30 protein-coding genes are annotated in these 25,445 nt (G+C 66.8%); 15 read left to right on the forward strand and 15 right to left on the reverse strand.

The features are described from left to right. Positions 1 to 5 precede the first annotated feature (5 nt). The 6 genes from GU920_RS05445 to GU920_RS05470 are packed head-to-tail and all read left to right on the forward strand — an operon-like array spanning position 6 to position 5,133. Positions 6 to 953: a carbohydrate ABC transporter permease gene (locus GU920_RS05445; RefSeq protein WP_161765922.1), complete on the forward strand. Its 948-nt coding sequence runs from the start codon at positions 6 to 8 to the stop codon at positions 951 to 953. Next, complete coding sequence (locus GU920_RS05450) at positions 953 to 1,795, forward strand: carbohydrate ABC transporter permease (RefSeq protein ID WP_161765923.1); 843 nt, start codon at positions 953 to 955, stop codon at positions 1,793 to 1,795. Before GU920_RS05445 ends, GU920_RS05450 begins: the two co-directional genes overlap by 1 nt. Positions 1,796 to 1,798: 3 nt before the next feature. Continuing rightward, positions 1,799 to 2,845 (forward strand): ABC transporter ATP-binding protein, encoded by a 1,047-nt coding sequence (locus GU920_RS05455; protein WP_161765924.1) that lies wholly within the window; start codon positions 1,799 to 1,801, stop codon positions 2,843 to 2,845. Continuing rightward, positions 2,842 to 3,822: a carbohydrate kinase family protein gene (locus tag GU920_RS05460; RefSeq protein ID WP_161765925.1), complete on the forward strand. Its 981-nt coding sequence runs from the start codon at positions 2,842 to 2,844 to the stop codon at positions 3,820 to 3,822. The genes GU920_RS05455 and GU920_RS05460 overlap by 4 nt, the downstream gene beginning before the upstream one ends. A 32-nt stretch (positions 3,823 to 3,854) precedes the next feature. Beyond that, positions 3,855 to 4,559 carry a hypothetical protein gene (locus tag GU920_RS05465; RefSeq protein ID WP_161765926.1) on the forward strand — a complete coding sequence of 235 codons (705 nt, stop codon included), beginning with the start codon at positions 3,855 to 3,857 and terminating at the stop codon, positions 4,557 to 4,559. Continuing rightward, complete coding sequence (locus GU920_RS05470; protein WP_161765927.1) at positions 4,552 to 5,133, forward strand: hypothetical protein; 582 nt, start codon at positions 4,552 to 4,554, stop codon at positions 5,131 to 5,133. Before GU920_RS05465 ends, GU920_RS05470 begins: the two co-directional genes overlap by 8 nt. 326 nt (positions 5,134 to 5,459) lie before the next feature. Here GU920_RS05470 and GU920_RS05475 read toward each other — a convergent pair whose 3' ends face one another. Then, the gene (locus GU920_RS05475; protein ID WP_161765928.1) at positions 5,460 to 6,218 is read right to left on the reverse strand and encodes a DUF1013 domain-containing protein; all 759 of its coding nucleotides are present in this window, start codon (positions 6,216 to 6,218) and stop codon (positions 5,460 to 5,462) included. A 124-nt stretch (positions 6,219 to 6,342) separates the two neighbouring features. Between GU920_RS05475 and GU920_RS05480 the strand changes: the two genes are divergently transcribed. The 3 genes from GU920_RS05480 (at position 6,343) to GU920_RS05490 (ending at position 7,674) form a co-directional block, all read left to right on the forward strand. Further along, positions 6,343 to 6,978, forward strand: a complete 636-nt coding sequence (locus GU920_RS05480) for a ribonuclease T2 family protein (RefSeq protein WP_161765929.1) — start codon at positions 6,343 to 6,345, stop codon at positions 6,976 to 6,978. Positions 6,979 to 7,026: 48 nt separating this feature from the next. Further along, entirely contained in the window at positions 7,027 to 7,215 is a 189-nt protein-coding gene (locus GU920_RS05485) for a hypothetical protein (protein ID WP_161765930.1), read from the forward strand. Positions 7,216 to 7,356: 141 nt separating this feature from the next. Further along, entirely contained in the window at positions 7,357 to 7,674 is a 318-nt protein-coding gene (locus GU920_RS05490; RefSeq protein ID WP_161765931.1) for a hypothetical protein, read from the forward strand. A 65-nt stretch (positions 7,675 to 7,739) separates the two neighbouring features. Here the strand turns inward: GU920_RS05490 and GU920_RS05495 are convergent, their stop codons facing one another. Both GU920_RS05495 and GU920_RS05500 read right to left on the reverse strand, forming a co-directional pair. Continuing rightward, positions 7,740 to 8,729 carry an NAD(P)H-quinone oxidoreductase gene (locus GU920_RS05495; RefSeq protein ID WP_161765932.1) on the reverse strand — a complete coding sequence of 330 codons (990 nt, stop codon included), beginning with the start codon at positions 8,727 to 8,729 and terminating at the stop codon, positions 7,740 to 7,742. Positions 8,730 to 8,754: 25 nt separating this feature from the next. Next, a complete protein-coding gene (locus tag GU920_RS05500; protein WP_161765933.1) occupies positions 8,755 to 9,453 on the reverse strand; it encodes a COQ9 family protein in 699 nt (232 codons plus the stop codon). A gap of 119 nt (positions 9,454 to 9,572) precedes the next feature. Between GU920_RS05500 and rpsU the strand changes: the two genes are divergently transcribed. Further along, positions 9,573 to 9,779, forward strand: coding sequence for a 30S ribosomal protein S21 (gene rpsU, locus GU920_RS05505; RefSeq protein ID WP_008027119.1), 207 nt, complete (start codon positions 9,573 to 9,575; stop codon positions 9,777 to 9,779). 747 nt (positions 9,780 to 10,526) lie between these two features. Here the strand turns inward: rpsU and GU920_RS05510 are convergent. After that, positions 10,527 to 10,988, reverse strand: coding sequence for an Lrp/AsnC family transcriptional regulator (locus GU920_RS05510; protein WP_161765934.1), 462 nt, complete (start codon positions 10,986 to 10,988; stop codon positions 10,527 to 10,529). Positions 10,989 to 11,146: 158 nt separating this feature from the next. On the opposite strand from GU920_RS05510, the gene ald reads away from it, so the two are divergent. Beyond that, positions 11,147 to 12,265 carry an alanine dehydrogenase gene (ald, locus tag GU920_RS05515; RefSeq protein WP_161765935.1) on the forward strand — a complete coding sequence of 373 codons (1,119 nt, stop codon included), beginning with the start codon at positions 11,147 to 11,149 and terminating at the stop codon, positions 12,263 to 12,265. A 51-nt stretch (positions 12,266 to 12,316) separates the two neighbouring features. On the opposite strand, the gene mscL is transcribed toward ald, so the two are convergent. The 4 genes from mscL to mobA all read right to left on the reverse strand — a co-directional run bounded on the left by mscL (position 12,317) and on the right by mobA (position 15,468). Next, positions 12,317 to 12,736 (reverse strand): large conductance mechanosensitive channel protein MscL, encoded by a 420-nt coding sequence (gene mscL / locus GU920_RS05520; protein ID WP_161765936.1) that lies wholly within the window; start codon positions 12,734 to 12,736, stop codon positions 12,317 to 12,319. A 181-nt stretch (positions 12,737 to 12,917) separates the two neighbouring features. Continuing rightward, positions 12,918 to 13,499 carry a GNAT family N-acetyltransferase gene (locus GU920_RS05525; protein WP_161765937.1) on the reverse strand — a complete coding sequence of 194 codons (582 nt, stop codon included), beginning with the start codon at positions 13,497 to 13,499 and terminating at the stop codon, positions 12,918 to 12,920. After that, positions 13,496 to 14,881, reverse strand: a complete 1,386-nt coding sequence (gene mobB, locus GU920_RS05530; protein WP_161765938.1) for a molybdopterin-guanine dinucleotide biosynthesis protein B — start codon at positions 14,879 to 14,881, stop codon at positions 13,496 to 13,498. Before mobB ends, GU920_RS05525 begins: the two co-directional genes overlap by 4 nt. Beyond that, positions 14,878 to 15,468, reverse strand: a complete 591-nt coding sequence (gene mobA / locus GU920_RS05535; RefSeq protein WP_161765939.1) for a molybdenum cofactor guanylyltransferase MobA — start codon at positions 15,466 to 15,468, stop codon at positions 14,878 to 14,880. The genes mobB and mobA overlap by 4 nt, the downstream gene beginning before the upstream one ends. Before the next feature lie 69 nt (positions 15,469 to 15,537). Here mobA and GU920_RS05540 point away from each other — a divergent pair, with 69 nt between their 5' ends. Next, positions 15,538 to 16,242: an AzlC family ABC transporter permease gene (locus tag GU920_RS05540; RefSeq protein ID WP_161765940.1), complete on the forward strand. Its 705-nt coding sequence runs from the start codon at positions 15,538 to 15,540 to the stop codon at positions 16,240 to 16,242. Continuing rightward, positions 16,239 to 16,565, forward strand: a complete 327-nt coding sequence (locus GU920_RS05545) for an AzlD domain-containing protein (RefSeq protein WP_161765941.1) — start codon at positions 16,239 to 16,241, stop codon at positions 16,563 to 16,565. The genes GU920_RS05540 and GU920_RS05545 overlap by 4 nt, the downstream gene beginning before the upstream one ends. Here the strand turns inward: GU920_RS05545 and GU920_RS05550 are convergent. The 5 genes from GU920_RS05550 to GU920_RS05570 form a co-directional block, all read right to left on the reverse strand. Continuing rightward, positions 16,562 to 17,170: a hypothetical protein gene (locus GU920_RS05550; RefSeq protein WP_161765942.1), complete on the reverse strand. Its 609-nt coding sequence runs from the start codon at positions 17,168 to 17,170 to the stop codon at positions 16,562 to 16,564. The genes GU920_RS05545 and GU920_RS05550 overlap by 4 nt on opposite strands. Positions 17,171 to 17,237: 67 nt before the next feature. Beyond that, positions 17,238 to 17,384 carry an aa3-type cytochrome c oxidase subunit IV gene (locus tag GU920_RS05555; protein ID WP_161765943.1) on the reverse strand — a complete coding sequence of 49 codons (147 nt, stop codon included), beginning with the start codon at positions 17,382 to 17,384 and terminating at the stop codon, positions 17,238 to 17,240. A gap of 74 nt (positions 17,385 to 17,458) precedes the next feature. After that, complete coding sequence (locus tag GU920_RS05560) at positions 17,459 to 17,968, reverse strand: DUF6173 family protein (RefSeq protein ID WP_235933070.1); 510 nt, start codon at positions 17,966 to 17,968, stop codon at positions 17,459 to 17,461. Next, entirely contained in the window at positions 17,965 to 19,020 is a 1,056-nt protein-coding gene (locus GU920_RS05565) for an MBL fold metallo-hydrolase (protein ID WP_328799235.1), read from the reverse strand. Before GU920_RS05565 ends, GU920_RS05560 begins: the two co-directional genes overlap by 4 nt. Further along, complete coding sequence (locus GU920_RS05570; RefSeq protein WP_161765944.1) at positions 19,017 to 20,720, reverse strand: acyl-CoA dehydrogenase; 1,704 nt, start codon at positions 20,718 to 20,720, stop codon at positions 19,017 to 19,019. Before GU920_RS05570 ends, GU920_RS05565 begins: the two co-directional genes overlap by 4 nt. 155 nt (positions 20,721 to 20,875) lie before the next feature. Here GU920_RS05570 and GU920_RS05575 point away from each other — a divergent pair, with 155 nt between their 5' ends. Continuing rightward, the gene (locus tag GU920_RS05575; protein ID WP_161765945.1) at positions 20,876 to 21,835 is read left to right on the forward strand and encodes an L-threonylcarbamoyladenylate synthase; all 960 of its coding nucleotides are present in this window, start codon (positions 20,876 to 20,878) and stop codon (positions 21,833 to 21,835) included. A gap of 75 nt (positions 21,836 to 21,910) precedes the next feature. On the opposite strand, the gene GU920_RS05580 is transcribed toward GU920_RS05575, so the two are convergent. Both GU920_RS05580 and greA read right to left on the reverse strand, forming a co-directional pair. Further along, a complete protein-coding gene (locus GU920_RS05580; protein WP_161765946.1) occupies positions 21,911 to 22,909 on the reverse strand; it encodes a hypothetical protein in 999 nt (332 codons plus the stop codon). 66 nt (positions 22,910 to 22,975) lie between these two features. After that, positions 22,976 to 23,446 (reverse strand): transcription elongation factor GreA, encoded by a 471-nt coding sequence (greA, locus tag GU920_RS05585; protein WP_201743974.1) that lies wholly within the window; start codon positions 23,444 to 23,446, stop codon positions 22,976 to 22,978. A 296-nt stretch (positions 23,447 to 23,742) separates the two neighbouring features. Between greA and GU920_RS05590 the strand changes: the two genes are divergently transcribed. After that, on the forward strand, positions 23,743 to 25,389 hold the full coding sequence (locus tag GU920_RS05590; protein ID WP_161765947.1) for an electron transfer flavoprotein-ubiquinone oxidoreductase: 1,647 nt from the start codon (positions 23,743 to 23,745) through the stop codon (positions 25,387 to 25,389). Positions 25,390 to 25,445 lie beyond the last annotated feature (56 nt).

Consider the following 25,445-nt stretch of genomic DNA (forward strand, 5'->3'; position numbering starts at 1 on the left):
CCGTGATGAGAACCGACGCTCCCTCGGTTCCGGCAGGGGGGGTGGCTTCGGCCACCCCCGACCGGTCGGGCAATCCGCCCCGTCGCCGCAGCCCCGCGCTGCGCAAGGCCTTCCCTTACCTCCTTCTCGCGCCCGCGATGATCTACCTTCTGGCGATCACGCTCTACCCTGGGCTTTTCGCGATCTACCAAAGCCTGTTCGTCGTCAAATTCCTTAACTGGACGTGGACGGGTTTGGGCAACTATTCCCAGATCCTTCAGGATCGGGAGTTCTGGGCCGCGCTTGGCAACACCGCGCTGATTGGCGGCATCTCGCTGACATTGCAGACGGCCATCGCGCTGACCTTGGCCTATTTCGCCTATCGCGATCCCCTGATCCGCGGCTGGCGGATCATCTTCCTGATGCCGATGCTGTTCATGCCTTCGGCCGTGGCCTTCATCTGGAAGCTGGCCTTCAATGACGGGCGGGTGATCTCGGATCTCTTGATGTCCGTGGGCCTTGTCGATGGGAACGTGGACTGGCTCGCCTCGGTCTGGCTCGCCCGGATGACGCTGATCGTTGCCGATGTTTGGCAGTGGACCCCGTTCCTGTTCATCATCTTCGTCGCCGCCCTGCAGGGCCAGGATCAAGAGATCGAAGAGGCCGCGCGCCTGGATGGCGCCAGCTGGCCCGAAATCTTCTGGAACATCTCGCTGCCGATGATGCGGCCCGTGATCGTGGTCGCCGTCACCCTGCGCGGGATCGACATCACCACCATGTTCACCAACGTCTTCGTCATGACGCAAGGAACCCCCGGCGGCGCGACCGAGACGATGAGCTATTTCATCTACCGTCAAGGGTTCCGCATGTTCAACTTCGGCTATGCCTCTGCGGCCTCGGTCCTGATGCTGATCCTCACGATCATCATCGCGCAGACTGTCGTGAAGCGCGCCTTCCACTCGGGGAAAAAGTGATGGCCACCGCCCGCAAATCCCGCGGCGAAAGCCGGATCCTGCGCTACCTCATCCTCGGTACATGGGCGTTGGTGTGCCTCTTGCCGATCCTGTGGTTCCTCTCCATCGGCTTTCGTCCGCGGACCGAGGTCATCACGCCCGAGCCGATCTACTGGCCGACCTTCAGCCTCGATGCCTGGCGGCTTCTGCTCAGCGACTGGCCGATTGCGAAATATCTGCTGAACTCGGTGCTGGCTGTCGGCGGATCGGTGGTGATCAGCCTGATCCTCGGCATCCCTGCGGCCTATGCGCTGTCGCGCTATGAATTCCGGTGGCGCGAGGATATCGGCTTCTACATCCTGTCCACCCGGATGATGGCGCCGGCCATCGTGGCCGTGCCGATCTTCTTTTTGTTCCGCTCCATGGGCCTTCTGGACACGATCTGGGCGCTGATGCTGATCTATGCGGCGGTCAACCTGTCGCTCGTGATCTGGATCATCCGCAGCTACATGCTCGACATCCCCAAAGAGCTTGAGGATGCCGCCCGCACCGATGGCGCATCCGACCTGCGCATCCTGTGGGAGATCATCATCCCCGCCTGCCTGCCGGGGATCATCACCGCCGCCGTGATCGCGGCCATCTTCGCGATCAACGAGTTCCTCTTCACGCTGCTGATCGCCTCGACCGCGAACGCCTATACCATGTCGGTGGCGCTTGCGAACTTCACGGGCGGCTCTGACGGCATCATCTACAACGCAATCGCCCTCGTCTCCTTCATCGCCTTCGTGCCGATCCTGATCCTCGTGATCCTGATCCAAAAGCACCTGTCGCGCGGTCTGACGATGGGCGCAGTGAAAGGCTGACCCATGGCATCGATCCACCTCCAGAACATCGTCAAGCGCTATGGCGGCTTTGTCGGCGTGCAGAACATGTCGCTCGACATCGCGGATGAGGAATTCCTCGTGCTGCTCGGCCCTTCCGGCTGCGGCAAGACGACGACCATGCGCATGATCGCCGGGCTTGAAGAACCGACCGAAGGCCAGATCGTGATCGGAGGCGAAGTCGTCAACGACATCGACGCCCGCGACCGTGACGTGGCGATGGTGTTTCAGGGCTACGCGCTCTACCCCAACATGTCGATCTACGAAAACATCCGCTTCCCCCTGCGGATGCGGGGCATCCCGGCCTCCGAACACGATGCCCGCATCCGCAAGGCGGCCGAGATGGTGGAACTTGGCAGCTTCCTCGACCGCAAACCCGGCGCGCTTTCCGGTGGCCAGCGCCAGCGCGCGGCCCTTGCCCGCGCAGTCGTGCGCCAGCCGCAGGTCTTTCTCATGGACGAGCCGCTGTCGAACCTCGACGCGAAACTGCGCCAGTCGATGCGCGTGCAGATCAAGCATATGCAGCGCCAGCTCAAGGTCACGACCGTCTACGTGACCCACGACCAGATCGAAGCGATGACCTTGGCCGACCGCATCGTGATCATGAACAAGGGCGCGATCCAGCAGGTTGGCACCCCGGATGAAATCTATTCCGACCCGGCCAACACCTTCGTTGCGGGCTTCATCGGCAGCCCACCTATGAACCTGATCCAAGGCACGGCCCGGGATGGCCGCTTCACCGCACCCGGCATCTCGGTTCCTTGCCCCCGTTTCGTGCATGGGCAAGTCACCCTTGGCGTCCGGCCGGAAGATTGCCATGTGGGGGGCGACAACCTGCAAGGTCAGGTCTATGGCGTAGAACCGACGGGGGATGTCACCTATCTCACCGTCCTAGGCGGCACCAACAAGATCGAGGTGAAGGCAGCCCGCGACTATCGTTCCGATATCGACGTTGCGATCGGCATCGCCTTCGATCCCGCCCATCTCTACTTCTTCGATGAAAGCGGCCAGCGCATCCGGGGGGCGGCATGACCCCGCGCTTCGACTATACCTCGATGGGCTTCATCACCTTCGATGCCCTCTGCCGCCCGGTGACCCAGATCCCGCCCGGCGGTGACACCTATTTCGTCGAGGATTTCGCCCTTGCGGTGTCGGGGGCCGCGGGAAGCGCCGTGATCGTCGCCGCCAAGCATGGGCTCAAGGCGCGTGCCGTGGGCGGGGTGGGCCATGACGACATGGGCGACTGGGTCCTGATGAAACTGGCAAGCTTCGGCATCGACATCGGCATGATGGCGCGGTGCGAAGGGTTCGCCACCTCGTCCTCCATCGTGACGACGCGGCCGGATGGCGCCCGCCCCGCGCTGCACAAGCGCGGCGCGACCGACGGCTTCTACATTGCCGACGACCAGATCGACGATCTGCTCGACACCCGCATCCTGCATGTGGGCGGCGTCGGGCTGATGAACCGGATGGATCAGGGCCGCACAGAAGAGATCATGGCCGAAGCCAAGCGGCGCGGAGTCATCACCACGCTGGATGTCTTCGCCTCCACCCCCGACGACCTGCCAAAGGTTGCGCGGCTGCTGCCGCATACCGATTACTTCCTGCCATCCGAAGAAGAGGCGCGCGCCCTGTCCGGGCTGACCGAAAACCGCGATCTGGCACAGTTCCTGATCGACCGTGGGGCGGGCTGCGTGATCCTGACACTCGGCGCGGATGGCGCCTATTGCCGCAGCCGCGATGGCAGCGAATTCGCCACACCCGCCTTCGCGGTCGAGGTGAAATGCACCTGCGGCTGCGGCGACTGCTTCAATGGCGGCTTTGCAACCGGTCTGATCAAGGGCATGGATCTGCGCGACGCCGTGCAGGTTGCGCAGGCCTCCTCCGCCCAGAACGCCACCGGGCTGGGCAGTCAGGCGGGTGTGCGGGACTTTGCCGCCACGATGCAGTTCATCGCATCGACCCCGGTCCGCACGCCCACGCATCGCTTGGTAAGCGCCACGGGCTAGGCTATGCTGGGCGCGTAAGAAGGACACCAGCCGTGCCGCGACCAAACCTAGCGCCCCCCGATGCCGCCCCCCTGCGCGAAGCCCTCCGCGGCATCCGCTTCCTGCTGCGGCGCGGCGGAGCGACCGTGGCCGATACGCTCACCCTCGACGCCCTGCCCGATCCGGCCGCAGGCCTTGCCAAGCGCATGATCCGCGAGGTTGAGGGCCTCGCCCGCAGCGTGGACGAGGCCGCCTCGGCCGCCGCGAAGGGCGTGCTGGGTGGCCATGACAACCCGGCCGAAAAGCTGGACGAAATCGTAGGCCATTCATCCGCCGCCGCCGAATTCGGGCGGGCGATCTACACGGCGCTGGACGCCGTTCTGCGCCGCATCGGCGTGGACGACGCCTTCATCAGCGAAATGTCTGCCCGCGCCGTTTTTGCCGCTTGGCGGCAGGACCATCCCCATGGCCAACCCCAGGACTGGGCAGCTGACCTGACGTTGCGCCTGCTTGCGGCCCGCGTGATCCGTGGCGCCGTTCCGGCAGGCAGCGGCAGCATCGGCCGCGTCGAGCCCGTCGCTGTTTTCGCCGTTCTGCTCTGGCTGCAATCAGATCGATCCGAAAGTGAGAACGAGGCAGTGCTGGAAGCTGCGGCCGACATCGCGCTGGCCCGCGCCACGGAAATCGCGGCAACCATCGGCAGCGGGGATCAAGGCCGGATCGCCGCGCTGTACCGCAAATATGTTGACCATGTCTAAGGTCCGCCTCACCCCCGACGGCCTGCCGCCCACGAACGAACCCCTGCGCGTCGCCGTGCGTCGCCTTCGCTGGTTCAAGGCGGCCTTCCTCAAACATGCCGAAGAGATGGGGGCCGAACTTGGTTCCCGTTTTGAGGTGGATGACACCAAACTCGCAGCCGCCTTCACGCGCTGGCTCGACGCGATTGAACTGCAGCGCCCCGCCGACAAGTCGCAAAGACGGGCCTTCTTCGAATTCGCCGCAGCCCTGATGATGCGGGAACTGACCGTGGACATGCCGCTGAAGGCGGTGGGGGAGCCCAGCCGCGCCCAGACCGGCTCTGCCGCCGCCTTCTGGCCCGAAGGCTATTGCTGCACCCTCTTCTGCCTGTCGGTCCACGCCGCGGCCACCGCACAGGAATTCCACGCAGACACCACCATCGACCCCGCCATAGATGACCTGCGGCATTGGTGGTCCTTCAAGGAAAACACCATCCGCGACGCCAGCTTTTCAGCCGGATTCCTGCAAATGCTGCTCGGAAGCCAGCCGAACTGGGTGATGCCGGATGTGTTCAGGGCAAAGCCCCGCGGCTAGTCTGGCCAAAAGGACTGGCTGCGTCCCATGTTCTTGTCGACCGTCTGCTTTGGGCCGATCCCGGCATGCTGCGGGTGCAAAGAGTTTGGAGCACCGCACCCCACGTGACCGTCCGCTATGGGCTCGGAGCAGCCATTCGCCGCACTGTGCCTCGTCCTCAAAAGCCGAGAGCAGCCTCTAGCTTCAACCGGTTCGTAGGTCAGCGAACAGTCAGACGCGTCCGAGCAAAAAACAAGCGGGGCGGCAAGAAAGCCACCCCGTTTGAGATGTCCCAATGGCTGGAAGTGTCAGAAACGCCCCCGGCCCCTGATCCTGCACCCGGTCGATCAGCGACGGGGATTGTCGTCCTCGTCCTCATCCTCGTCATCATCGTTCTGCGGCAGGTTGAAGAAGCTTTCCGCATCCGAGAAATCGGCGGGTTTTTCTTCCCGCTCGCTGAGCGTGAAGGCCTCGAGCCCCGCGATGCCGGCGGGCATCTTCGCCTCGGGCGCCATGCCGAGCGATTGTTCGGTGGAGACGAGCTTGCGCCGTTCGTCATCCGACATCACCACGCCTTCCGCCGCGCGCTTGCGCGCCGCCGCCTGCACCGCGGCATCCAGTTCCGACTGGCGGCAGAGGCCGAGGGCGACCGGGTCGATCGGGGTGATGTTGTTGATGTTCCAGTGGCTGCGGTCGCGGATCGACTGGATGGTGGGCTTGGTGGTGCCCACGAGCTTGCCAATGGCGCCATCGGACAGTTCGGGGTGGAACTTGACCAGCCAGAGGATCGCCGCCGGGCGATCCTGCCGCTTGGACAGCGGCGTGTAGCGGGGACCGCGGCGCTTTTCCTCGCCCTCGGCGGCCTTGTTGTGCTTGAGGCGCAGGCGATAGGCCGGGTCGGCCTGACCGCGTTCGATCTCGATCGGGTCAAGCTGGTTGTTGGCGATGGGATCGAAGCCCTTCACCCCTGCGGCCACATCGCCATCGGCGATGCCCTGCACTTCCAGCTCATGCATTTCGCAGAAATCGGCGATCTGCTTGAAGGACAGCGTGGTGTTGTCGACAAGCCAGACGGCGGTGGCTTTTGCCATGAGCGGCTTCGTCATCGGATGGCTCCTTGCAATATCTCTCTCGGGCCGGGAAATCGGCTGCGGCCTGGGCCGCCATTCCACGATTTCGGGGAAGTTCAAGCGGCGATATAGTCAGTTTTGCAGTCGGAGGGAAGTGAAAATGCGTGGGATTGTTCTGGCACTGGTGGCGCTGATGACGGCCGCCCCGGCGCGGGCCGAGGGCGAGCGGGCCGGGGATTTCGAATACTATGTCATGGCGCTGTCCTGGTCAGCCAACTGGTGCGCGCGGGAGGGGGATGCGCGGGACGATCCGCAATGCGATGCGGGGCGCGGGCATGATTTCGTGCTGCACGGGCTGTGGCCGCAATATGAGGAGGGCTGGCCCAGCTTCTGCCGCACGGCAGAGCGCGATCCGCCGCGTTCGCTGACCGCCGCGCAGGCCGATCTGTTCGGCGGCGCGGGGGCGGCCTTCTATCAGTGGAAGAAGCACGGGCGCTGTTCGGGCCTGTCGGCGGGCGACTATTTCCGCACGGCGCGGGCGGCGTTCGACCGTGTGGCGGTGCCGGAGGTGTTCACCCAGCTGCGGCAGGATATCCGCCTGCCCGCCGATGTGGTGGAAGAGGCGTTTCTGGAGGCAAACCCCGCGCTGGGGCCGGAGGGCGTGGTAGTCACCTGCCGTGACGGGATGGTGCAGGAGGTGCGCATCTGCCTGACGCGGGATCTGGACCTGCGGGCCTGCAATGCCGATGTCGGCCGTGTCTGCCGGGGGACGGTGGGAATGGAGGCGGTTCGGTAGGATGGGCAGGATTGCCCATCCTACGCCAGAGGGACGGACAGCCGGCCGATGAACATCCTTCTGATGGTGCTTCGTGACTGGGCGTATCGCCACTTTCGGCGCCGGCCCGTCCTTGCGACGCTGGCGCTGGGTCTGGTCGCGGCGGTTTCCGCCATCTCTTTCGCGCTGTGGCTTTACGATCTGACCGTGTGGGATGCGACGGATCTTTGGCCGATCCTCGTGCTGCCGGGCCATTAGGGCGAAAGCGGCGCGCGGCGGTGCGGAAACTTGCGCCAGATCATGGCGGAGTGCCGCGACTTGTGATTCTCATTCCGGGAGAGGGCAATTCCGGAAGGCTTTGCGATCGTGCCTGTGAGAAAGGATGCCAAGATTGCACTGATGGATGGGAAGAGTTCCATCCTGATCGAAACGGGCCACATGCCGGACGCGCCGCGCCTGCCAGAGGCGGACCGGACCATGGGCGAGCGGCTGGTGGCCGAAGTGGTATCGCATCTGCGCAAGATCGCGGGGGACCGGCCGCTGGTGATGGCGGCAGCACCGCAACTGATCCGGGCGGTCCGGGCGGAACTGGATCGCCCGTCGGCACTGACGGGGCAGGAGAAGTTGACGCTGCTCAGCCTGCTGGACAAGGCGGTGACGGGCGTGGCCTCGGCCAGCCTGCCCGCGATCCTGCAGGCCGCGCGGGACAGGGCCTGACGCGGACGGCTGTAGCGGGCGGCTGTGGCGCGACCTGGGGACGGGTGTTCCGGTGTGGCCTTTGGCTATTCCACCTTCAGCACGATCTTGCCCACATGGCCGGAGCTTTCCATCCGGGCATGGGCGGCGACGGCCTGGTCCAGCGGGAATTCGCTGTCCATCACGGGGCGGAACTTTCCGGCCGCGATCATCGGCCAGACATGCGCCTCGACCTCGGCGGCGATGCGGGATTTGGCGAGGTCGCTTTGCGGGCGCAGGGTGGAACCGGTGATGGTGAGGCGGCGCATCATTACCTCGGCGAAGTTCAATTCCACCTTGGGGCCTTGCAGGAAGGCGATCTGGACAAGGCGGCCTTCGGTCGCCAGCGCCTTGACGTTGCGGGGCAGGTAGGGGCCGCCGACCATGTCGAGGATCAGTTGCGCGCCGCCTTCGTCATGCATCATGGCGACGAAATCGCCGCTGCGGTAGTTCAGCGCCTTTTCCGCGCCAAGCGCTTCGCAGGCGGCGCATTTCTCATCCGATCCGGCGGTGGTGAAGACGCGAGCGCCCAGCGCGCGGGCGATCTGGATGGCGGTGGTGCCGATGCCGGAGGATCCGCCATGGACGAGGAAGCGTTCCCCCGCCTTCAGGCCGCCACGCATCACCGCGTTGGACCAGACGGTGAAGCACGTTTCCGGCAGGCAGGCCGCCTCGGCCATGGTCAGCCCATCGGGGATGGGCAGGGCATGGGCTTCGGGGGTGGCGACATATTCGGCATAGCCGCCCCCGGGGAGCAGGGCGCAGACCTTATCGCCGATGCTGTAGCGCGTGACGCCGGGGCCGAGTTCGACCACGGTTCCCGATGCCTCCAGCCCCGGCAGGGGCGAGGCATTGGCGGGGGGCGCGTAGCTGCCCGCGCGCTGCAGCGCATCGGGGCGGTTCACCCCGGCATAGGCCACGCGGATGACGATCTGGCCATGGCCGGGCACCGGCACCGGGCGCGTGCAGGGTTTGAGCACCTCGGGGCCGCCGGGTTCGGTGATTTCCACCGCGCGCATCGTGTGGGACAGTTCCATTGGCCTTCTTTCCTGTCGGCCCGCCTCAGCGGAAGGGGTTCCTGAACCGGCCGGGCAGATCATCGGGGACTGTCGGCGCGCGCCATTTCTCCATCACCTTGGCGGGGCCTGCAAGCAGGGCCTTGCCCAAGGGGTTATCGCGCATCCTGGCCTTGATGGTTTCGATCTGCATCACATCGGCGATGCGGCGGTCGAGGAAATCCCAGGTGGCCTGATGGCCGGTGCTGTCATCGCCCAGCCAGTAGAGGACGGTGGAGCCGTAGACGGCGGAAAGCGTGGCGCGCTTGGTGTACCAGTTCACGTCGCGCGAGGTGTCGCCCAGCGCCGTCCAGATGGCATCGGCCGTGCCCCAGATCAGTTTTGCGCCCTCGGCCGCGTGCTGCGGCAGGGCGAAAAGGGTGGTGCCGCGGCGGACAAGCTCGCGATCTTCGATCAGGTCGAGCCGGGTGCGGATGGCGAAGGCCACGCGGTCGCGAAAGCGCATCGACGACAGGTCTGTGGCGGCGAGCGTGTCGGTCATCCGCTGGTCGCCGCGCTTGTGGAAGGCCACGGCCAGATCAATGCCGCCGCGCGGGAACAGGGCGCGGGCCAGACCCTCGGCCACGCCCGAATCGGCGATGGCGGCGCGCAGGGTGGCGTCAGACCAGCCGTCAAAGGGGACGTGGATCAGCGCCGCCTCCAGCACCTGATCGCGGGCGTTTTCCAGGGTGGTCTGGGTTTCCATGACGTCTCCTTCGGGCGTGGGGTGGGCGCTGTCAGTGGACAGGGGCGGTTTCCTTTGTTATAGGGCGCGCGCCTGCACACTGTAGTGCAACTCTAGCTTAGGAAGGTGGTGACAACCACATGCAGGTCAGCGTCCGCGACAATAACGTCGAACAGGCCCTCCGGGCCCTCAAGAAAAAGCTCCAGCGCGAAGGCGTGTTCCGCGAAATGAAGCTCAAGCAGCATTTCGAGAAGCCGTCGGTCAAGAAAGCGCGCGAGCAGGCCGAAGCCGTCCGCCGTGCGAGGAAACTCGCCCGGAAAAAGCTTCAGCGTGAGGGCGGCCTCTAAGCCGTTCAGCGACACTGGGGCAGCGATGCCCGCCCGATCAACCCCCGTCCGCAAGGCCGGGGGTTTTTCATTTTCGGATCAAGGGTTTGGCGGGAGAACGGGAATGTGCGCGGCGTGCAGCTTTCTGTGCAGCAGGGCGTGCAGCAATGTGTATGCACGCGGCGGGCGGTGGGTTAGGGGTTTCGGGCGGTTTTGTTAAGGTTTGCGGGCCGGGGGTAAAGGGCGCGGACGGACCCTGGGCGGGAAAGGTTGCTGGTGCGTAAAGGTGCCGCGCGGTGGAAGCGATTTCTGACGAAGAAATCGGGGCGAAATCTGCGTCAGATTTCGAGCAGGAATTTGCGTCAAATTCCGATTACGGGTGGCGTTTAGAGCACGACACGATCAGGTCGCCGTTTGGGCATCGAATTGCGCCATTCTTAGGATATGTCCGGAACCGAGAAGATGGGCAAAGACCACAGCACGTTCTGATGAAGACCATTCAGATCACCGCAGAGCCAGAACCGTGGGTTGCACTTTTGATAATCGCATTGGCGGTTCTGTGCCTTTGGGGTTTGTTGCGGCTGTTGGTTCGCTTGGGTGGCAGACAACGAACCCGAGTAGCATGCCGGTGGCGGCGCGCGGCTACGAAAGACAGTGAGGCGCTGAAGGCGTGGACCTGCAAATCCTGTAGCGAGATAGCCTATTCCGCGACGGGAAAGCCGCCCGCGCAATGCAAGCGCGGCCTGTCACCCCGCGCCTTGTGAACCGCTACACCGCCAGCGCCGTCGTCTTGACCACGGTCCGCAGCGCGAAGGAGGAGTGCATCTGCCGCACGCCCGGCAGGCGCGACAGGTACTGGCGGTGGATGCGGGCGAAATCTTCGGTATCCTCGGCGAGGATCTTGATCAGGTAATCGGCCTGCCCCGCCATCAGGTGACATTCGAGGATGTCGGGGATGCGGGCCACCTCACGCTCGAACGCGTCGAGCAGTTCGTCGGCCTGACCCTGCAGGGTGATTTCCACGAAGACCGTGGTCGGGCGGCCAAGGCGGCGCGGGTCGAGGAGGGCCACGTACCCTTCGATGAACCCCTCTTCCTCAAGCCGCTGGGTGCGGCGGTGGCAGGCGGAGGGCGAGAGGTTCACCCGTTCGGACAGTTCCGCATTCGTGATGCGGCCTTCCTTCTGCAACACGGTCAGGATGCGGCGGTCGGTTGCGTCGAGTTCTGACATTGCGGGAGAGTCTTTCTAGAAATGGCGCTTTGGCGCGGAATTCTACCGCGCAGGGCGGGGTGCCGTCATCCAGAATTCACAACATTTGCGGGCGATGTGACGGAGACTTTCCCCATGAGCCCCGCCCTGAGAGGCCGGGCCGCACTGGGAGAGAGAAGATGAAGATCGGTTGTCCGAAAGAGATCAAGCCGCAGGAATTTCGTGTGGGCCTGACGCCCCATGCGGCGCGCGAGGCGGTGGCGCATGGGCATGAGGTGATGGTCGAGACGCAGGCCGGGGTGGGTGCGGGCTTTGCCGATGCGGATTACGTCGCGGCGGGCGCGCGGATCGTGGACACGGCGGAAGAGGTGTTCGCGCAGGCCGAGATGGTGGTGAAGGTGAAGGAGCCGCAGGCAGTGGAGCGCGCGCGGCTGCGGGCGGGGCAGGTGCTGTTCACCTATCTGCATCTGGCCCCCGATCCGGCGCAGACCCATGACCTGCTGGCATCGGGCGTCACGGCGATTGCCTATGAGACGGTGACGGATGACCGGGGCGGGCTGCCCCTGCTGGCGCCGATGTCGGAGGTGGCGGGGCGGCTGGCGCCGCAGGTCGGCGCCTGGACCTTGCAGAAGGCCAATGGCGGGCGCGGCGTGCTGATGGGCGGCGTGCCGGGCGTGCTGCCTGCGCGCGTGGTGGTGATCGGCGGCGGGGTGGTGGGCACCCATGCGGCGCGAGTCGCCGCCGGAATGGGGGCGGATGTGACGATCTTGGACCGGTCGCTGCCGCGCCTGCGCTATCTGGACGACATCTTTCACGGCACGGTGAAGACCGGCTATGCCAGCGCGGGCACCACGGCGGAACTGGTGGCCGAGGCCGACATGGTGATCGGTGCGGTGCTGATCCCCGGGGCCGCCGCGCCCAAGCTGGTGACGCGGGCGCAGCTTTCCACGATGAAACCCGGCGCGGCCATCGTGGATGTGGCGATTGATCAGGGCGGGTGTTTCGAGACCAGCCGCGCGACCACCCATCAGGACCCGATCTACGAAGTCGACGGCATCCTGCATTACTGCGTGGCCAACATGCCGGGCGCCGTGGCGCGGACATCGACGCTGGCCTTGGGCAATGCGACCATGCCCTTCATGCTGGCCTTGGCCGACAAGGGGTGGAAGCGCGCCTGTGCCGAGGATCGGCATCTGCTGGCCGGGCTGAACACCCATGCGGGCAAGCTGACCTATGCGGCGGTGGGCGCCGCGCTGGGACTGCCGTCGATCAGCGCGACAGAGGCGCTGGCGATCTGAGAGGACGGGGGTGCCGCAGGGGTTATGCCCCCTGCGGCACCCCTTGGCGCGTCACTTTTTCAGCGCGTCGCGGATTTCCATGAGGATATCCAGTTCGGTCGGGCCGGCGGGGGCAGCCTCGGCGGCCTCTTTCTTGGCGGTGGCTTCTTTCAGCTTGTTCACCGCCTTGACCAGCAGGAAGACGACCCAGGCGATGATCAGGAAGTTGATGACCGCCGTGATGAAGGCGCCATAGGCGAAGACCGGCGCGCCCGCCTCTTTCGCGGCGGCGAGCGAGGCCGGATCGGTGCCGGACAGGTCGATGAAGAGGTTGGAGAAATCCACCCCGCCGGTGATCAGGCCGATGATCGGGTTGATCAGATCGCCCACGAGCGAATTGACGATGGCGGTGAAGGCCGCCCCGATGATGATACCCACGGCAAGATCGACGACGTTGCCACGGGCGATAAACGTCTTGAACTCATTCAGCATTCCACGGTTCCCACTGTCTTTTCGTTGTTTGACGCCCCGTCGAGACGGGTTTGGCGTGCCGCGCGTTCCGGCGACAGGGAAAGTTATGCAGAAAACGGGATGCAATTCATCGTAAAATTGAAACGATCCGGCCCGGAACGGGTGATCTGTTGCAGGATCGTCGGCGGCGCGTGAACGGGCGTCAGATGGGCCGCACCATGGAATGGGCGGCGCGGAAGCCGAAGATCAGGCGCAGGGGGCCGATGCCTTCGGTGCGGTCGATGACGAAGCCGCGCCGTTCATAGAGCGCGCGGGCGCGGTCGTTGGTATCCACCACATCCAGCCGGACGGCGCGGTAGCCGCGGGCGCGGCCTTCGGCCACTATCGCCTCAAGGAGCAGGGTGCCGACGCCCTGCCCGCGGGCGGCATCGCTGACGCAGAGGCCATCGAGCAGGAAGCGGGTGGTGTCGCCGTCATTGCCCAGAAGGCGCAGGACCGTGGCGCGCCAGCGCCCGCCGATGGGGCCGTAGACGGCGCGCAGATCGGCATCGGTGCCGCCGGCAAAGCTGCCGCGCGTGGTCTTGAACCCGGCAAGGCCAACGAGGCGGTCATCGCGGTTGAAGGCGGTCAGGCAATGGTCGGCGCGCATGACGCGGCGCAGGAATTCCAGCGCCTTGTCTTCCGGCCCGAGCACGCGGCCCAGCTTGCCCCCGAAGGCCTGCCAGTAGAGGACCGCCGCCTCGGCGCGCAGATGTTCGGGCAGGCCTTGCCGGATGCGGATCATGGTGCGGCCCCTGTGGTGGCCTCTGTGGCGGCGTCGATGAGGGTGGCTTCGTGCCCGGCGCCGAGGATCCAGCCTTCCTCGATGGCGCGGGGATCATCGGGCGGGGCGAGGAGCGGGGCAAGCGCCCCCTGCCCCGACAGGCGGAACAGCGCGCGGGCGAGGAGGGTGACTTGGGCGGCATCCTTGATGCCGGGGGTCTGTGCCACCAGCGGGGCGAGGAGCGAGGGGTAGACTTCCGCCAGCGTGACTGGGGCTGTGCCGGGGGGATCGAAGGGCCAAACGGTGACGCCCGCGCGCTGTGACAGGCGGTGGATCATGGGCAGGCCCATGAGCGCCTGCGATCCGACCGAGCCTGTGGTGTAGAGCTTCCACACCGGCTGGGCGCGGGGGATGCGGGTTTCGATGGCGCGGCGTTCGGGCAGGCCGAGGGCGGGGTAGTTGATGGACTTGCGTTCGGGCAGATGCGGCAGGGGCAGGCTGGCGGGACGGCCCCAGAAGGGGCCGCCCCCCATCTGCGCGTTGATGGCATCGGCCACGGCAAAGCGGTTGTTGCGGTTGCCGTCATCGGTGATGCGGTCGGCCAGCCAGCGCCAGAGCGCGCGGGGGCTGGCCTCGCACGTGAGGCGGGCGGCGAAGCCTGCGGGATAGCCCAGCGGGAAATCAAAGCCCACAAGCAGGCGGCGGCCTGCGGCCTGTTCGGTGGCGATCAGGGTGGCGAGGTGCGCCTCGGCCTCCGCCCGGGTGCGGAAGTAATGGGCGGTTTCGCCCGTGGCACTGGCGGTGCCGATCCAGATGGCATCGGGCGAGGGTTTTGCGGGGGACGGGCCGTTGGTGGCGGACCAGTCCGCGATGGCCACGGTATCGAAGCGGGGGCTTTCGCCGTTGGCGGGGACAAGGCCCACCTCGGACAGGATGAAATCGGCCACGGCGGCGGTGTCGTTGAGGTCGAGCACGGGGACGGGCAGCGCCACGCCCTTGGCATCGGTGGCCACGGCGCGGACGAGGGGATCGCCCGGCTGGATCATCGCCTGCCCGGTCTCAGCGCGCCACACCTCCAGTTTGCGGTGGGTGTCGCGCTTGTAGCCTTCGACCAGAACCAGATCGACGGGCGCAAGGCGGGCGAGGATGGCGGCGAGATCGGGTTCCGGCCCGCGATGTTCCACCATCAGGGCGAAGCGGTCCTTTGAGGCCAGCACCACCTCGCGCGCGCCGGCCTGACGGTGGCGGAAGGTGTCTTTGCCGGGCTGGTCGAGGTCCACCTCATGGTGGACATGCTTGACGGTGGAGACGGAGAAGCCGCGCGCGGTGATGTCGGCCACCAGCCGCTCCATCAGGCTGGTCTTGCCCGAGTTCTTCCAGCCGATGACGCCGTAGACCTTCATGCCACGCCCCCGATGCGGGCGGCGGCGGCGGCGAGGTCTTCGGGCGTGTTGAGGTTGGTGAAGGCCCCGTCATCCGCGAAATCGGCGCGGGCGGCGTTGTGGGCATCGGCGAAGGTGCGGACGCGGGCCTTTGCGCCGCTGGCGAGGAAGGCGCGCAGCGGATCGCGCAAGGCGACGGGCCAGAGGCCGAAGGTGGGGTGATCGTTGCCGCCCGAGCGGGCCATCGCCACGCCCCCCGCGCCTTCGCCCGCAAGGATCAGGCGGGGGACCAGATCGGGGGGCAGGAAGGGGGCATCGACGGGCGCCGAGACGACGGCCGTGGCGCCGAGCGGCGCCGCCCAGTCGAGCGCGGCGAGGATGCCCGACAGCGGGCCTTCGGAGCGCGCATCGGGCAGGACGGGCAGGCCGAGGAAGGTAAGACGGGCGGGATCGCCATTGGCGCTGAGGGCCAGCCGTTCCACCTGCGGCTCCAGCCGGTCGGCCGCATGGGCGATCAGCGGGCGGGCGGCAAGGGGCAGAAGCGCCTTGTCGGCCCCGCCCATCCGGCGGCCCTGCCCGCCGGCCAGTATCACCCCGAAGATGCGCACGTTCCGCCCTTCCCCTTTGCTGACCAATGGCCTAAGCCCATCCCGGCGCAAGGTAAAGCGCGAGGCAGCATGTCACCCACACGCAAGGCATTTCTTCGTGGCCTGATTGCCGCGGCCCCGATGACCGTGGTCGTCGGCCCCTTTGCCATGCTGTTTGGCGTGGTGGCGACCGAGGCCGGGTTGAACCTGTTCGAGGCGATGCTGTTTTCGGTTTCGGTCTTTGCGGGCGCGTCGCAGTTTGCGGCCCTGCAGACGATGCAGGAGCAGGCGCCCGCGCTGGTGGTGCTGGCCACGTCGCTGGCGGTGAACCTGCGGATGGTGATGTATTCGGTCACGCTGGCCCCGCATTTCGGGGAGTTGCCGCTGCGGTCGCGTGCGCTGATGGCCTATTTCCTGGTGGATCAGAGCTTTGCCACCACGGTGGCCGAGATTGACCGCAACCCCGCCATGACGGCGGGCGAAAAGCGTGCGGTGTTCTTCGGCGCGGTGGTGGCGGTGGCGCCCTTGTGGTTCGTGGCCTGTCTGGTGGGCGGGATGATCGGCACGGCGATCCCGCCCGATTATGCGCTGGATTTCGCGCTGCCGATCACCTTTCTGGCCATGGTCGCGCCGATGCTGCACAGCATGCCCCATCTGGTGGCGGCGGGGGTGTCGATCCTGCTGTCGCTCCTCTTGGCGGGGATGCCTTATGGCACGGGGCTTTTGGTTGCGGCGTCAGGCGCCATGGCGGTGGGGGCGGGGCTGGACCGGTGGCTAAAGGTGCGGCGAGCATGATCGACAAGGCCACCTTCTGGATCGTGCTACCGGTGCTGGCGCTGGGGACCTATGCGATCCGGTTTTCGTTCCTTGGCACGCTGGGGGCGCGGCCCCTGCCGGGCTGGCTGACGCGGGCCTTGCGCTATACGGCGGTGGCGGTGCTGCCCGCGCTGGTGGCGCCCGGTGTGCTGTGGCCGCCCGCCACGGGGGGCGAGACGGACCCGGCCCGGCTTGCGGCGGCGCTGGTGACGCTGGCGGTGGGGATCGCCACGCGCAGCACGATGGGGGCCATCGTGGCGGGGGGCGTTACGCTATACGCCCTGCTGGCGGTGGCGGGTTAGAGCGGCAGTTCGCCTGCCTGCACCAGAAGGACGCCATGGTTCTTGTCGGCATCCTCATCGCGGATGGTGCGGGTGGTGACGCCGGGCAGCTTGGCGAAATCGTCCATCAGGCGGTTGGGATACCAGGTGGCGCCGATCGCTTCGAAGCCCGGCACGCCGCGCAGGATATCCGAGATCGAGCGGGCGCATTGCGCCTTTGGCACCGCGCCATAGGCGCGCGCGCGCTGCGCCACGAGTGCGGCCACTTCGGGCGAGACGATGACCGTCTGTTCCACCACGCGATAGGTTTCGCGGGCGTGATAGTCGATGTAGAAATTCACGATCCGGGGCGTGATGCCGAAATGCACGTCATTGCGTTCGGGGATGCGCGGATGGTTCCATGTGCCTGCCGGATCGAACATGATCCGTTCCGCCCCGTTAATCATCAGCCCGCTATGCGCCCCGGAATCGGAGCGGTTGTTGATCACGGTGAACAGGGTGATCGCGGGCGGCCCGTCATGCACGTAGCGCGCGGCCTGCACCCGTTCCTCGGGCGCCCAGACAGGCTCTGCCCCGCAGGCCGCAAGGCTGAGGAGCGCGAAAAGGGCGAGGATGGCGCGCAGCATGGGGACTTCCAGATCTTCGGGCAGGAAAGGCAGGGGGCGGCCCCGGACGGGGCCGCGCGGCGACGCGTCAGGCCCGCGCCAGCGCGAGGAACACAAGAAGCGCGACGATGATGATCACGCCCCATTGGACGTATTTCATGAAGCCCGCGAAGGTTTTCTCCTGTTCGCGGATGTCCATGCTGCCGGGTGTGAAATCGGACTTGTGGTCGGCCATGTCGGTTCCCTTTCGTCTTGTCTCGGACGTGTTCTTTCGCGCCGCATAGCCGATTCATGCATCCATGTCACGCCTTACGGCGCATCGGCCACGGCCGAGGCATCGCCTGCCTCGCCCCCCGCCCATTGCTGCATCATCTGAAACCCGATGCGGCGCGGCGGGGCGGCGGGCTGTTCCTTTGGCACGGCGCGCAGGATGACGTTGAGCTGCGTGACATGCTGGATGAGCTGGGTGCGCAGGCCATCCTGATCGCGGCCATAGAAGGTGACGAGGTCGGGGTCGAAGAAGCCCACGCCTTCGATGGCCAGCACGCCCGCCTGCCCGCCGGTGAAGCCCATCGCTACCTCTTGCCCGGAATCGAGCTGGGATTCGAAGTTCTGGATATAGAGGATCAGCCGTTCATAGGCCCATTCGGCGGGGCTTTTCTCTTCCACCGGGCGGCGGGTGGCGGCATCGGGCAGGGGCGCGGTTTCAAGGCTGCCGCAACCCGACGGGTCGGCATGGACGGCGCGCACGCGCGGGAGGGTGGCGGTATCGGGCATCAGGGCGACGGGGTTGCCCTGTGGGGGATCGGCTTCTTTCATCTGTCCTGCATGCGTTGCCAGAGCCATGCGCCCTGTTCATTCAGGGAACGGGAAACCTGACCGCGCCGCAAGAGGCAGTTGAGATGGGCCACCGATTCGACCAGCGCCATGCCGAATTCCGGCCCGTCGATCTGGCGTCTGAACAGCGGCAGGAAGCAATCGGCGGCGACCTGCGGGGTGGCGAGGTGATCCAGCAGGCGCGACAGGGCGCCTTCGTGGTTCTCGGCCATCTGGCGCAGCCGCAGCGGCAGGCCGGTGAAGGGCAGCTTGTGGCCGGGAAGGACAAGCTGATCGTCGGTGGCAAAGGCCGAAAGCCGCGCGCAGCTGTCCAGCCATTCGGTCAGGGGATCGGCATCGGGTTCGGTCGGATAGACGCCGATATTGGCGGAGATGCCGGGAAGAAGCTGGTCGCCGCCGAGGATGAGGTTGTCCTCCATGCTCCACAGTGTCGCATGTTCCGGGGCGTGGCCATCGCCGCAGCGCACGCGCCAGCGGCGACCGGCGGCGGTGAGGGTGTCGCCGTCGCGGATGCGGGTGAAGCCCAGGGGGAGCGGCGTCACCACATCGGCAAAGTTGAAGGGGCGGGTGGTGGCGTAGGCCTTTAGCCGGGCGGGCGGCACCCCGGCGCGGCGCTGGAACGCCACCGCCTGTGGGGGCGGCGTGGCGTGTTCATCAAGCACCAGCATGCGGGCGTAAAGCCAGCTGGTGCGGGTGGTGATCAGTTCGGCGCCCTGCGCCTGAAACCAGCCCGCCAGACCGATATGGTCGGGGTGGTAATGGGTGACGATGACGCGGCGGACCGGGCGCCCGGCCAGCGGGCCAGCCAAGAGCGCCTGCCAGATCGCCCGGGCGCGGGTGGAGGCAAAGCCCGTATCCACCACCGTCCAGCCATCGCCATCGTCCAGCGCGTAGACATTCACATGGTCGAGCGCCATGGGCAGCGGCAGGCGCATCCAGAGGATGCCGGGCGCCACCTCGACCGCCGCGCCTTCGTCTGGCGGCGTGGGAAAGGGGTGGCGGATGCCGTCATCGCTGGCGGGGGCGTCCCTCACGCGGCCAGATCCTCGGGCGAGAGGGCGTAGAGCTGGGCCGCGCCTTCGCGCGCCTCGGCCAGAAGGGGGGCGTATTCCGGCAGGAGGCGGCGGATCGCCACGCGGGCCAGCGCGGTGCGCGCGCCCCCGGCAGCGTGGGCGGCGCGCAGATGGGCGTCGGCGCCAAGCACCAGCGCGAAGGCGCGCAGATAGGGTGCGGCCCCGGCGAAGCGATCGGTCATGTCCTGTTTCACGAGCGTCTCGGTCGCGTCGCGCAGGGCCTCGGCCGCCTGCCAGACATCACCGGCGAGGTCGGGAAGGGTGGCGCGGGCGGCTTCGGCCCCGGCCTGCACCTCATCCACCAGCGCGAGGGCAGCGGCCCCGCCATCGGCCATCTTGCGGGCGACAAGATCCATCGCCTGGATGCCGTTGGTGCCTTCGTAGATCGTGGTCACGCGCACGTCGCGGGCGAACTGGGCGGCGCCGGTTTCTTCGACAAAGCCCATGCCGCCGTGGATCTGGATGCCCAGATGGGCGACCTCGTTCCCGGTATCGGTGCCATAGGCCTTGGCGATGGGGGTAAGGAGCGCGGCGCGGGCCTGCCATTCGGGGGCGTCGGTGGCGCGGGCCATGTCGATGGCCACGGCGCAGGAGAGCGCGATGGCGCGGGCCGAAAAGACCTGCGCCCGCATCCGCGCCAGCATCCGGCGCACATCGGCATGATCGGTGATCGGCGCGCGCCCCGTGGGCGTGCGGCCCTGCACCCGGCCTTCGGCATAGGCCAGTGCCTGCTGGAAGGCGGCCTCGGCGATGCCCACGCCCTGCACGGCCACGCCCAGACGGGCGTTGTTCATCATGGTGAACATGGCCGCCATACCGCGATGCGCCTCGCCCACCAGCCAGCCTTGCGCGCCGTCATATTGCATCACGCAGGTGGGGCTGCCGTGCAGGCCCAGCTTGTGTTCGAGACTGACCACCGACAGGCTGTTGCGGCGGCCCGGATTACCCGCCGCATCGGGGATGAACTTCGGCACGAGGAAGAGGCTGATGCCCGATGTCCCCGGCGCGCCATCGGGCAGGCGGGCCAGCACCAGATGGCAGATGTTCGGCAGGAAATCCGCATCGCCCCAGCTGATATAAATCTTCTGCCCGGTGATCGCATAGGTGCCGTCGGGATTGGGTTCCGCCCGCGTCCGCAGCGCCCCCACATCCGACCCGGCCTGCGGTTCGGTCAGGTTCATCGTGCCGCCCCATTCCCCCGCGATGAGGCGCGGCAGATAGGTGGCGCGGATCGCGTCGGAGCCGTGATGTTCCAGCGCCTCGATCTGGCCTTGGGTCAGCAGCGGGCCCACCTGCAACGACAGGCAGGCCGCCGACATCATCTCGTTCACCGCGGTTGCGAGCGTCATGGGCAGGCCCATGCCGCCGTTTTCAGGCTGGGCCGCCATGCCGACCCAGCCGCCCTGCGCCACCGCGCGGTAGCCTTCGGCAAAACCGGGGGAGGTGCGGACCACGCCGTTTTCCAGCCGCGCGCCCTGTTTGTCGCCCACGCGGTTGAGGGGGGCGAGCACGGTTTCGGCCAGACGCGCCGCCTCGGCCAGCACGGCGGCGGCGGTATCGGCGCCGGCTTCCGCAAAGCGGGGCGTGGCTGCGACGCGGCCATAGCCCAGGACCTGGGACAGGAGCAGATCGAAATCGGCAAGCGGGGCGCGGTAGGGCATGGATCAATCCTCTGGCATGCCGGGGGCCTGCCCACCGGGGAGCGGACCGCTTGGCAAAGCGGGCTGCGGCGGATAAGGCACCGGGCAGGGCGAGGTTTGCAGACCGTCCGCGCCTTCTCAACCCCTACGCAGCGTCACGGCGCGGAGTGCCCGGCATGATCGCCACGCAAGACCTGACCGACAGCCCCGAGGATATCGCCCGCGCGGCAGAAATCCTGCGCGCGGGCGGGCTTGTCGCCTTTCCGACCGAGACGGTGTATGGGCTGGGCGGGGATGCGCGGTCGGATCATGCGGTGGCGCGGATTTTCGAGGCGAAGGGGCGGCCCCGGTTCAACCCGCTGATCGTGCATGTGCCGGATGTGGACAGCGCGCGGCGCTTCGCGCGCCTCGACGCGCGGGCCGAGGCGGTGGCGGCGGCGTTCTGGCCCGGCCCCCTGACGCTGGTGCTGCCGCTGCGCGCGGATGCGGGCGTGTCGCCGTTGGTGACGGCGGGGCTGGAGACGGTGGCGATCCGGGTGCCTGCCCATCCCGTGGCGCGGGCGCTGTTGCAGGCCTTTGGCGGGCCGCTGGCCGCGCCATCGGCCAATCCGTCGGGCAAGGTATCGCCGACGCGGGCGGATCATGTGCGCGCGGGGCTGGCCGGGCGGATCGAGGCAATCCTTGACGGCGGGGCCTGCGCGGTGGGGGTGGAATCCACCATCCTCGGGCTTGAGGGAGCGCCCAGCCTGCTGCGCCCCGGCGGGGTGCCGGCCGAGGCGCTGGAGGCGGTGCTGGACTGCGCGCCGGTGGCAGGGGGCAGTGCCGCGCGGCCCAATGCGCCGGGGCAACTGGCCAGCCATTACGCGCCGGGGGCCATGGTGCGGCTGGAGGTGACGGTGCCGGAGCCGGGCGAGATCTGGGTGGGCTTCGGCCCCTGCCCCGGCGCGGCGCTGAGCCTGTCGGAGACAGGCGATCTGGTGGAGGCGGCGGCGCGGCTGTTCCATGTGCTGCGCGAGGCGGATGCGCTGGCCGGTGCGGGGGCGAGCGGGCGGATCGCCTTCGCACCCGTGCCGGAGACGGGGCTGGGGCGCGCGATCAACGATCGGCTGCGGCGGGCGGCGGCGCCACGCGGGTGACAAATTTCTTCGAAGAAATTTGCAAAAATCTTCGAAGATTTTTGATCGGATGGCCCAGGCAATCCGATGCCCGGTTCAGTCGAAGGTCCCGGTCACCCGCCCGAACAGCATGAAGGCGCGCGCCGTGCGGGTATCGGCGAGAGCGTTGAGATCGGCGTCCGAGGCGTTGCGTTCAAATTCCTGAAACGTCTTGTCGAAGCTGCGCAGGAAATGGTGCGCGGCATCGCGGAAGACCGGGTCTTCGCGCATCCTTGCCCCAGTCAGCGCGAGGGAAGAGCGGTCGCGGATGCCGCCCAGCGCGGCGATGGGGCGGCCGCGTTCGCCTTGGGCGAACTTGCGCCAGAGTTCTGGGCGGGCGCGTTCGGGGGGCAGGTCATCCATGTAGATGCCTTCCTGCGACAGAAGCGTCAGCACATCCTGCGCGGCGCGGATCAGCTTGGCGGTGGTGCGATCCTCCAGCGCGGCGCGCAGGGCGCGGAACCCCTCGCGGTCATCGGGGTTGTCGGGAAAGTTCAGCGCGCGGATGAAATCGGCAACCGACAGGGGGGCGCGCAGATCTTCGGCCGGGGTGCCGAGGGCGAGGGCGGGCTGTTCCTCCTGCGGGGCGGGGCGAGGGGGCACCAGCGCGGCCTTGCGGTCTGCCGAGGGCACGGTGAGGCCCGGATCGCGCCGGGTCTGGAAACTGGCCTGCGGGGCGGGGGCGTCTTCGCCGCGCGGATCGGGCGCGGGCTTGATCGCGGCCTGTTTCTGCTGGCCGGCGAGATAGGCCTTGCGCATCGCATCCACCGTTGCCTGCAGGCGCGCGGCTTCGGCCCGCAGGACGCGGACGGAGCGCAGGGTTGTGACCGCGGCCCAAATCAGCGCCAGCGGCAGGAAGACGGCGACCAGCGTCATCACGGTGCCGAACACACCGCCAAAGCCGCCTTCGGGTGCGAGCAGGACATAGGCGATGACCGCAAGCACCCAGACCACCGCCAGAAGCCCGCCCACCAGTTCGGTCGGGCCGAAGGCGGGGCCGTCCTCGCGGCGCTGGTAAATCCCCAAGGGTTCGGGTCTGTCGTGGTCTTCCGGCATTCTGTTCCCGTCTTCCCCTTCTGCGCCTGGCCATCGCGACGGAACGTCGCGGCGACCGGGCCGCGTTCAGACGTAGAGGATCTTCAGGATCTCATAGCTTTTCTGGCCGCCGGGGGTTTTCACCTCGACGCTGTCGCCCTCTTCCTTGCCGATCAGGGCGCGGGCGAGGGGGGAGCGCATGTTCAGAAGCCCGCGTTCGATATCGGCCTCGGCCTCGCCCACGATCTGGTAGGTGCGCTCTTCGTCGGTATCTTCATCGACGATGGTGACGGTGGCGCCGAACTTGATCGCGCCGGACAGTTTCGACGGGTCGATCACATCGGCCAGCGACAGCATCGCCTCAAGCTCCTTGATGCGGCCTTCGATGAAGGACTGCTTTTCGCGGGCGGCGTGGTATTCGGCGTTTTCCGACAGGTCGCCATGTTCGCGCGCCTCGGCGATGGCGCGGATCACGGCGGGGCGTTCGACCGATTTCAGGGTCTTGAGCTCTTCGTCCAGCGCGGTGAAACCCGCGCGCGTCATCGGAATCTTTTCCATCGGTCCCTGCGTAACAAAAGGAAGGCCACGGCCCCGTTTCGGGGGCAGTGGCGCGGTACGATCTGCGATCTTCTGTCACAACTGAACCGACCGGGGGCGCAATTGCAAGGGGCTGCCCGCCGCGGGCGCGGCCCGGCGCGCGCGAAAGCGCCGCAAGAACGGGCAGGATGCCGCAATGCGACATTGTGATGCCGCGTTACGATTGACCCCCGCGCGCGGCTTGGGCTAGGGGAAAGGCCGCGACGGCAATATTATTGCGCGGAGCCAGTGGGAAACGCGGTGAGGGAGCAGGCAGCATGGCCGACATCGTCCGTGAGTCGATGGAATATGATGTGGTGATCGTGGGGGCAGGCCCGGCGGGCCTGTCGGCGGCGATCCGGCTGAAGCAGCTTGACCCCGACATGACGGTGGTGGTGCTGGAGAAGGGGTCCGAGGTCGGGGCGCATATCCTGTCGGGTGCGGTGCTGGATCCCAGCGGCCTGGACGCGCTGCTGCCCGATTGGCGCAGCATGGGCGCGCCGATCAAGACCGAGGTGACGGAGGACAATTTCTATATCCTCGGCCCTGCCGGGCAGGTGCGGATTCCGAATTTCCCCATGCCGCCCCTGATGAACAACCACGGCAATTACATCGTTTCCATGGCCAATGTCTGCCGCTGGATGGCGGGGGTGGCCGAGGGCCTTGGCGTGGAGATTTTCCCGGGCATGAGCGCGAGTGCGCTGGTCTATGACGGCGACCGGGTGAAGGGCGTGGTCGCGGGCGAGTTCGGCCGCGATCCGGCGACGGGCGAGCCGGGGCCGGCTTACGAGCCGGGGATGGAACTGCACGGGAAATACGTCTTCCTGTCCGAAGGCGTGCGCGGGTCGCTGTCGAAAGAGGTCATCGCCAAGTATGACCTGTCGAAGGGGAAGTGCCCGCAGAAGTTCGGCCTTGGCATGAAGGAAATCTGGGAGATCGACCCCGCCAAGCACCGCGAAGGCACGGTCACGCATACGATGGGCTGGCCGCTGGGCAGCAATGCGGGCGGCGGGTCGTTCATCTATCACCTTGAGAACAATCAGGTTTATGTGGGTTTCGTCGTTCACCTGAACTATGAGAACCCGCATCTCTATCCCTATATGGAATTCCAGCGGTTCAAGCATCACCCGATGGTGGCCGAGCTTCTGAAGGGCGGCAAGCGCGTGGCCTATGGCGCGCGGGCCATCAGCGAGGGGGGCTGGCAGTCGATCCCCAAGATGGTGGCGCCGGGTGTGGCGCTGCTGGGCTGTTCGGCGGGCCTCGTGAACGTGCCGCGCATCAAGGGCAACCACAACGCCATGCTGTCGGGCAAAGCCGCCGCCGAGGCCGCCCATGCCGCGATCAAGGCGGGCCGCGCGGGCGACGAACTGGCGGAATATGAAACCGCCGTGCGGACCGGGCCGATCGGCAAGGACCTGCGCAAGGTGCGCAACGTCAAGCCGCTGTGGTCCAAGTACGGGCTGGTGGCGAGCCTGATGGGCGGCGGGATCGACATGTGGGCCAATACCTTCGGCCTGACGATCTTTGGCACGCTCAAGCACGGCAAATCGGACGCGGCGGCGACGGGGCTGGCCAAGAACCACAAGCCCATCGACTACCCCAAGCCCGATGGCGTTCTGTCCTTCGACCGGCTGACCAACGTCGCCTACAGCTTTACAAACCATGACGAGGCGCAGCCTGCGCATCTGAAGCTGAAGGATCCGTCGATCCCGATTGCGGTGAACCTGCCGAAATATGCCGAACCGGCGCAGCGCTATTGCCCGGCGGGGGTGTATGAAGTGCTGGGCGAAGGCGATGATGCCAAGTTCAGGATCAATTTCCAGAACTGCGTGCATTGCAAGACCTGCGATATCAAGGACCCGAGCCAGAATATCAACTGGACCACGCCGCAGGGCGGGGGCGGGCCGAACTATCCCAACATGTGATCGGCCCGTAATCTGATTGGCGCGTCATCCCTCCGGTCTGACATTTGCGTGTGAAT

Source organism: Paragemmobacter ruber, assembly GCF_009908315.1.
Classification (GTDB): domain Bacteria; phylum Pseudomonadota; class Alphaproteobacteria; order Rhodobacterales; family Rhodobacteraceae; genus Paragemmobacter; species Paragemmobacter ruber.

Bases quoted from the DNA above. Each gene is read 5' to 3' on its own strand.
- GU920_RS05445 (WP_161765922.1), top strand. From the start codon at position 6: ATGAGAACCGACGCTCCCTCGGTTCCGGCAGGGGGGGTGGCTTCGGCC.
- GU920_RS05450 (WP_161765923.1), top strand. From the start codon at position 953: ATGGCCACCGCCCGCAAATCCCGCGGCGAAAGCCGGATCCTGCGCTAC.
- GU920_RS05455 (WP_161765924.1), top strand. From the start codon at position 1,799: ATGGCATCGATCCACCTCCAGAACATCGTCAAGCGCTATGGCGGCTTT.
- GU920_RS05460 (WP_161765925.1), top strand. From the start codon at position 2,842: ATGACCCCGCGCTTCGACTATACCTCGATGGGCTTCATCACCTTCGAT.
- GU920_RS05470 (WP_161765927.1), top strand. From the start codon at position 4,552: ATGTCTAAGGTCCGCCTCACCCCCGACGGCCTGCCGCCCACGAACGAA.
- GU920_RS05475 (WP_161765928.1), bottom strand. From the start codon at position 6,218: ATGACGAAGCCGCTCATGGCAAAAGCCACCGCCGTCTGGCTTGTCGAC.
- GU920_RS05480 (WP_161765929.1), top strand. From the start codon at position 6,343: ATGCGTGGGATTGTTCTGGCACTGGTGGCGCTGATGACGGCCGCCCCG.
- GU920_RS05485 (WP_161765930.1), top strand. From the start codon at position 7,027: ATGAACATCCTTCTGATGGTGCTTCGTGACTGGGCGTATCGCCACTTT.
- GU920_RS05490 (WP_161765931.1), top strand. From the start codon at position 7,357: ATGGATGGGAAGAGTTCCATCCTGATCGAAACGGGCCACATGCCGGAC.
- GU920_RS05495 (WP_161765932.1), bottom strand. From the start codon at position 8,729: ATGGAACTGTCCCACACGATGCGCGCGGTGGAAATCACCGAACCCGGC.
- GU920_RS05500 (WP_161765933.1), bottom strand. From the start codon at position 9,453: ATGGAAACCCAGACCACCCTGGAAAACGCCCGCGATCAGGTGCTGGAG.
- rpsU (WP_008027119.1), top strand. From the start codon at position 9,573: ATGCAGGTCAGCGTCCGCGACAATAACGTCGAACAGGCCCTCCGGGCC.
- GU920_RS05510 (WP_161765934.1), bottom strand. From the start codon at position 10,988: ATGTCAGAACTCGACGCAACCGACCGCCGCATCCTGACCGTGTTGCAG.
- ald (WP_161765935.1), top strand. From the start codon at position 11,147: ATGAAGATCGGTTGTCCGAAAGAGATCAAGCCGCAGGAATTTCGTGTG.
- mscL (WP_161765936.1), bottom strand. From the start codon at position 12,736: ATGCTGAATGAGTTCAAGACGTTTATCGCCCGTGGCAACGTCGTCGAT.
- GU920_RS05525 (WP_161765937.1), bottom strand. From the start codon at position 13,499: ATGATCCGCATCCGGCAAGGCCTGCCCGAACATCTGCGCGCCGAGGCG.
- mobB (WP_161765938.1), bottom strand. From the start codon at position 14,881: ATGAAGGTCTACGGCGTCATCGGCTGGAAGAACTCGGGCAAGACCAGC.
- GU920_RS05540 (WP_161765940.1), top strand. From the start codon at position 15,538: ATGTCACCCACACGCAAGGCATTTCTTCGTGGCCTGATTGCCGCGGCC.
- GU920_RS05545 (WP_161765941.1), top strand. From the start codon at position 16,239: ATGATCGACAAGGCCACCTTCTGGATCGTGCTACCGGTGCTGGCGCTG.
- GU920_RS05550 (WP_161765942.1), bottom strand. From the start codon at position 17,170: ATGCTGCGCGCCATCCTCGCCCTTTTCGCGCTCCTCAGCCTTGCGGCC.
- GU920_RS05555 (WP_161765943.1), bottom strand. From the start codon at position 17,384: ATGGCCGACCACAAGTCCGATTTCACACCCGGCAGCATGGACATCCGC.
- GU920_RS05560 (WP_235933070.1), bottom strand. From the start codon at position 17,968: ATGAAAGAAGCCGATCCCCCACAGGGCAACCCCGTCGCCCTGATGCCC.
- GU920_RS05570 (WP_161765944.1), bottom strand. From the start codon at position 20,720: ATGCCCTACCGCGCCCCGCTTGCCGATTTCGATCTGCTCCTGTCCCAG.
- GU920_RS05575 (WP_161765945.1), top strand. From the start codon at position 20,876: ATGATCGCCACGCAAGACCTGACCGACAGCCCCGAGGATATCGCCCGC.
- GU920_RS05580 (WP_161765946.1), bottom strand. From the start codon at position 22,909: ATGCCGGAAGACCACGACAGACCCGAACCCTTGGGGATTTACCAGCGC.
- greA (WP_201743974.1), bottom strand. From the start codon at position 23,446: ATGGAAAAGATTCCGATGACGCGCGCGGGTTTCACCGCGCTGGACGAA.
- GU920_RS05590 (WP_161765947.1), top strand. From the start codon at position 23,743: ATGGCCGACATCGTCCGTGAGTCGATGGAATATGATGTGGTGATCGTG.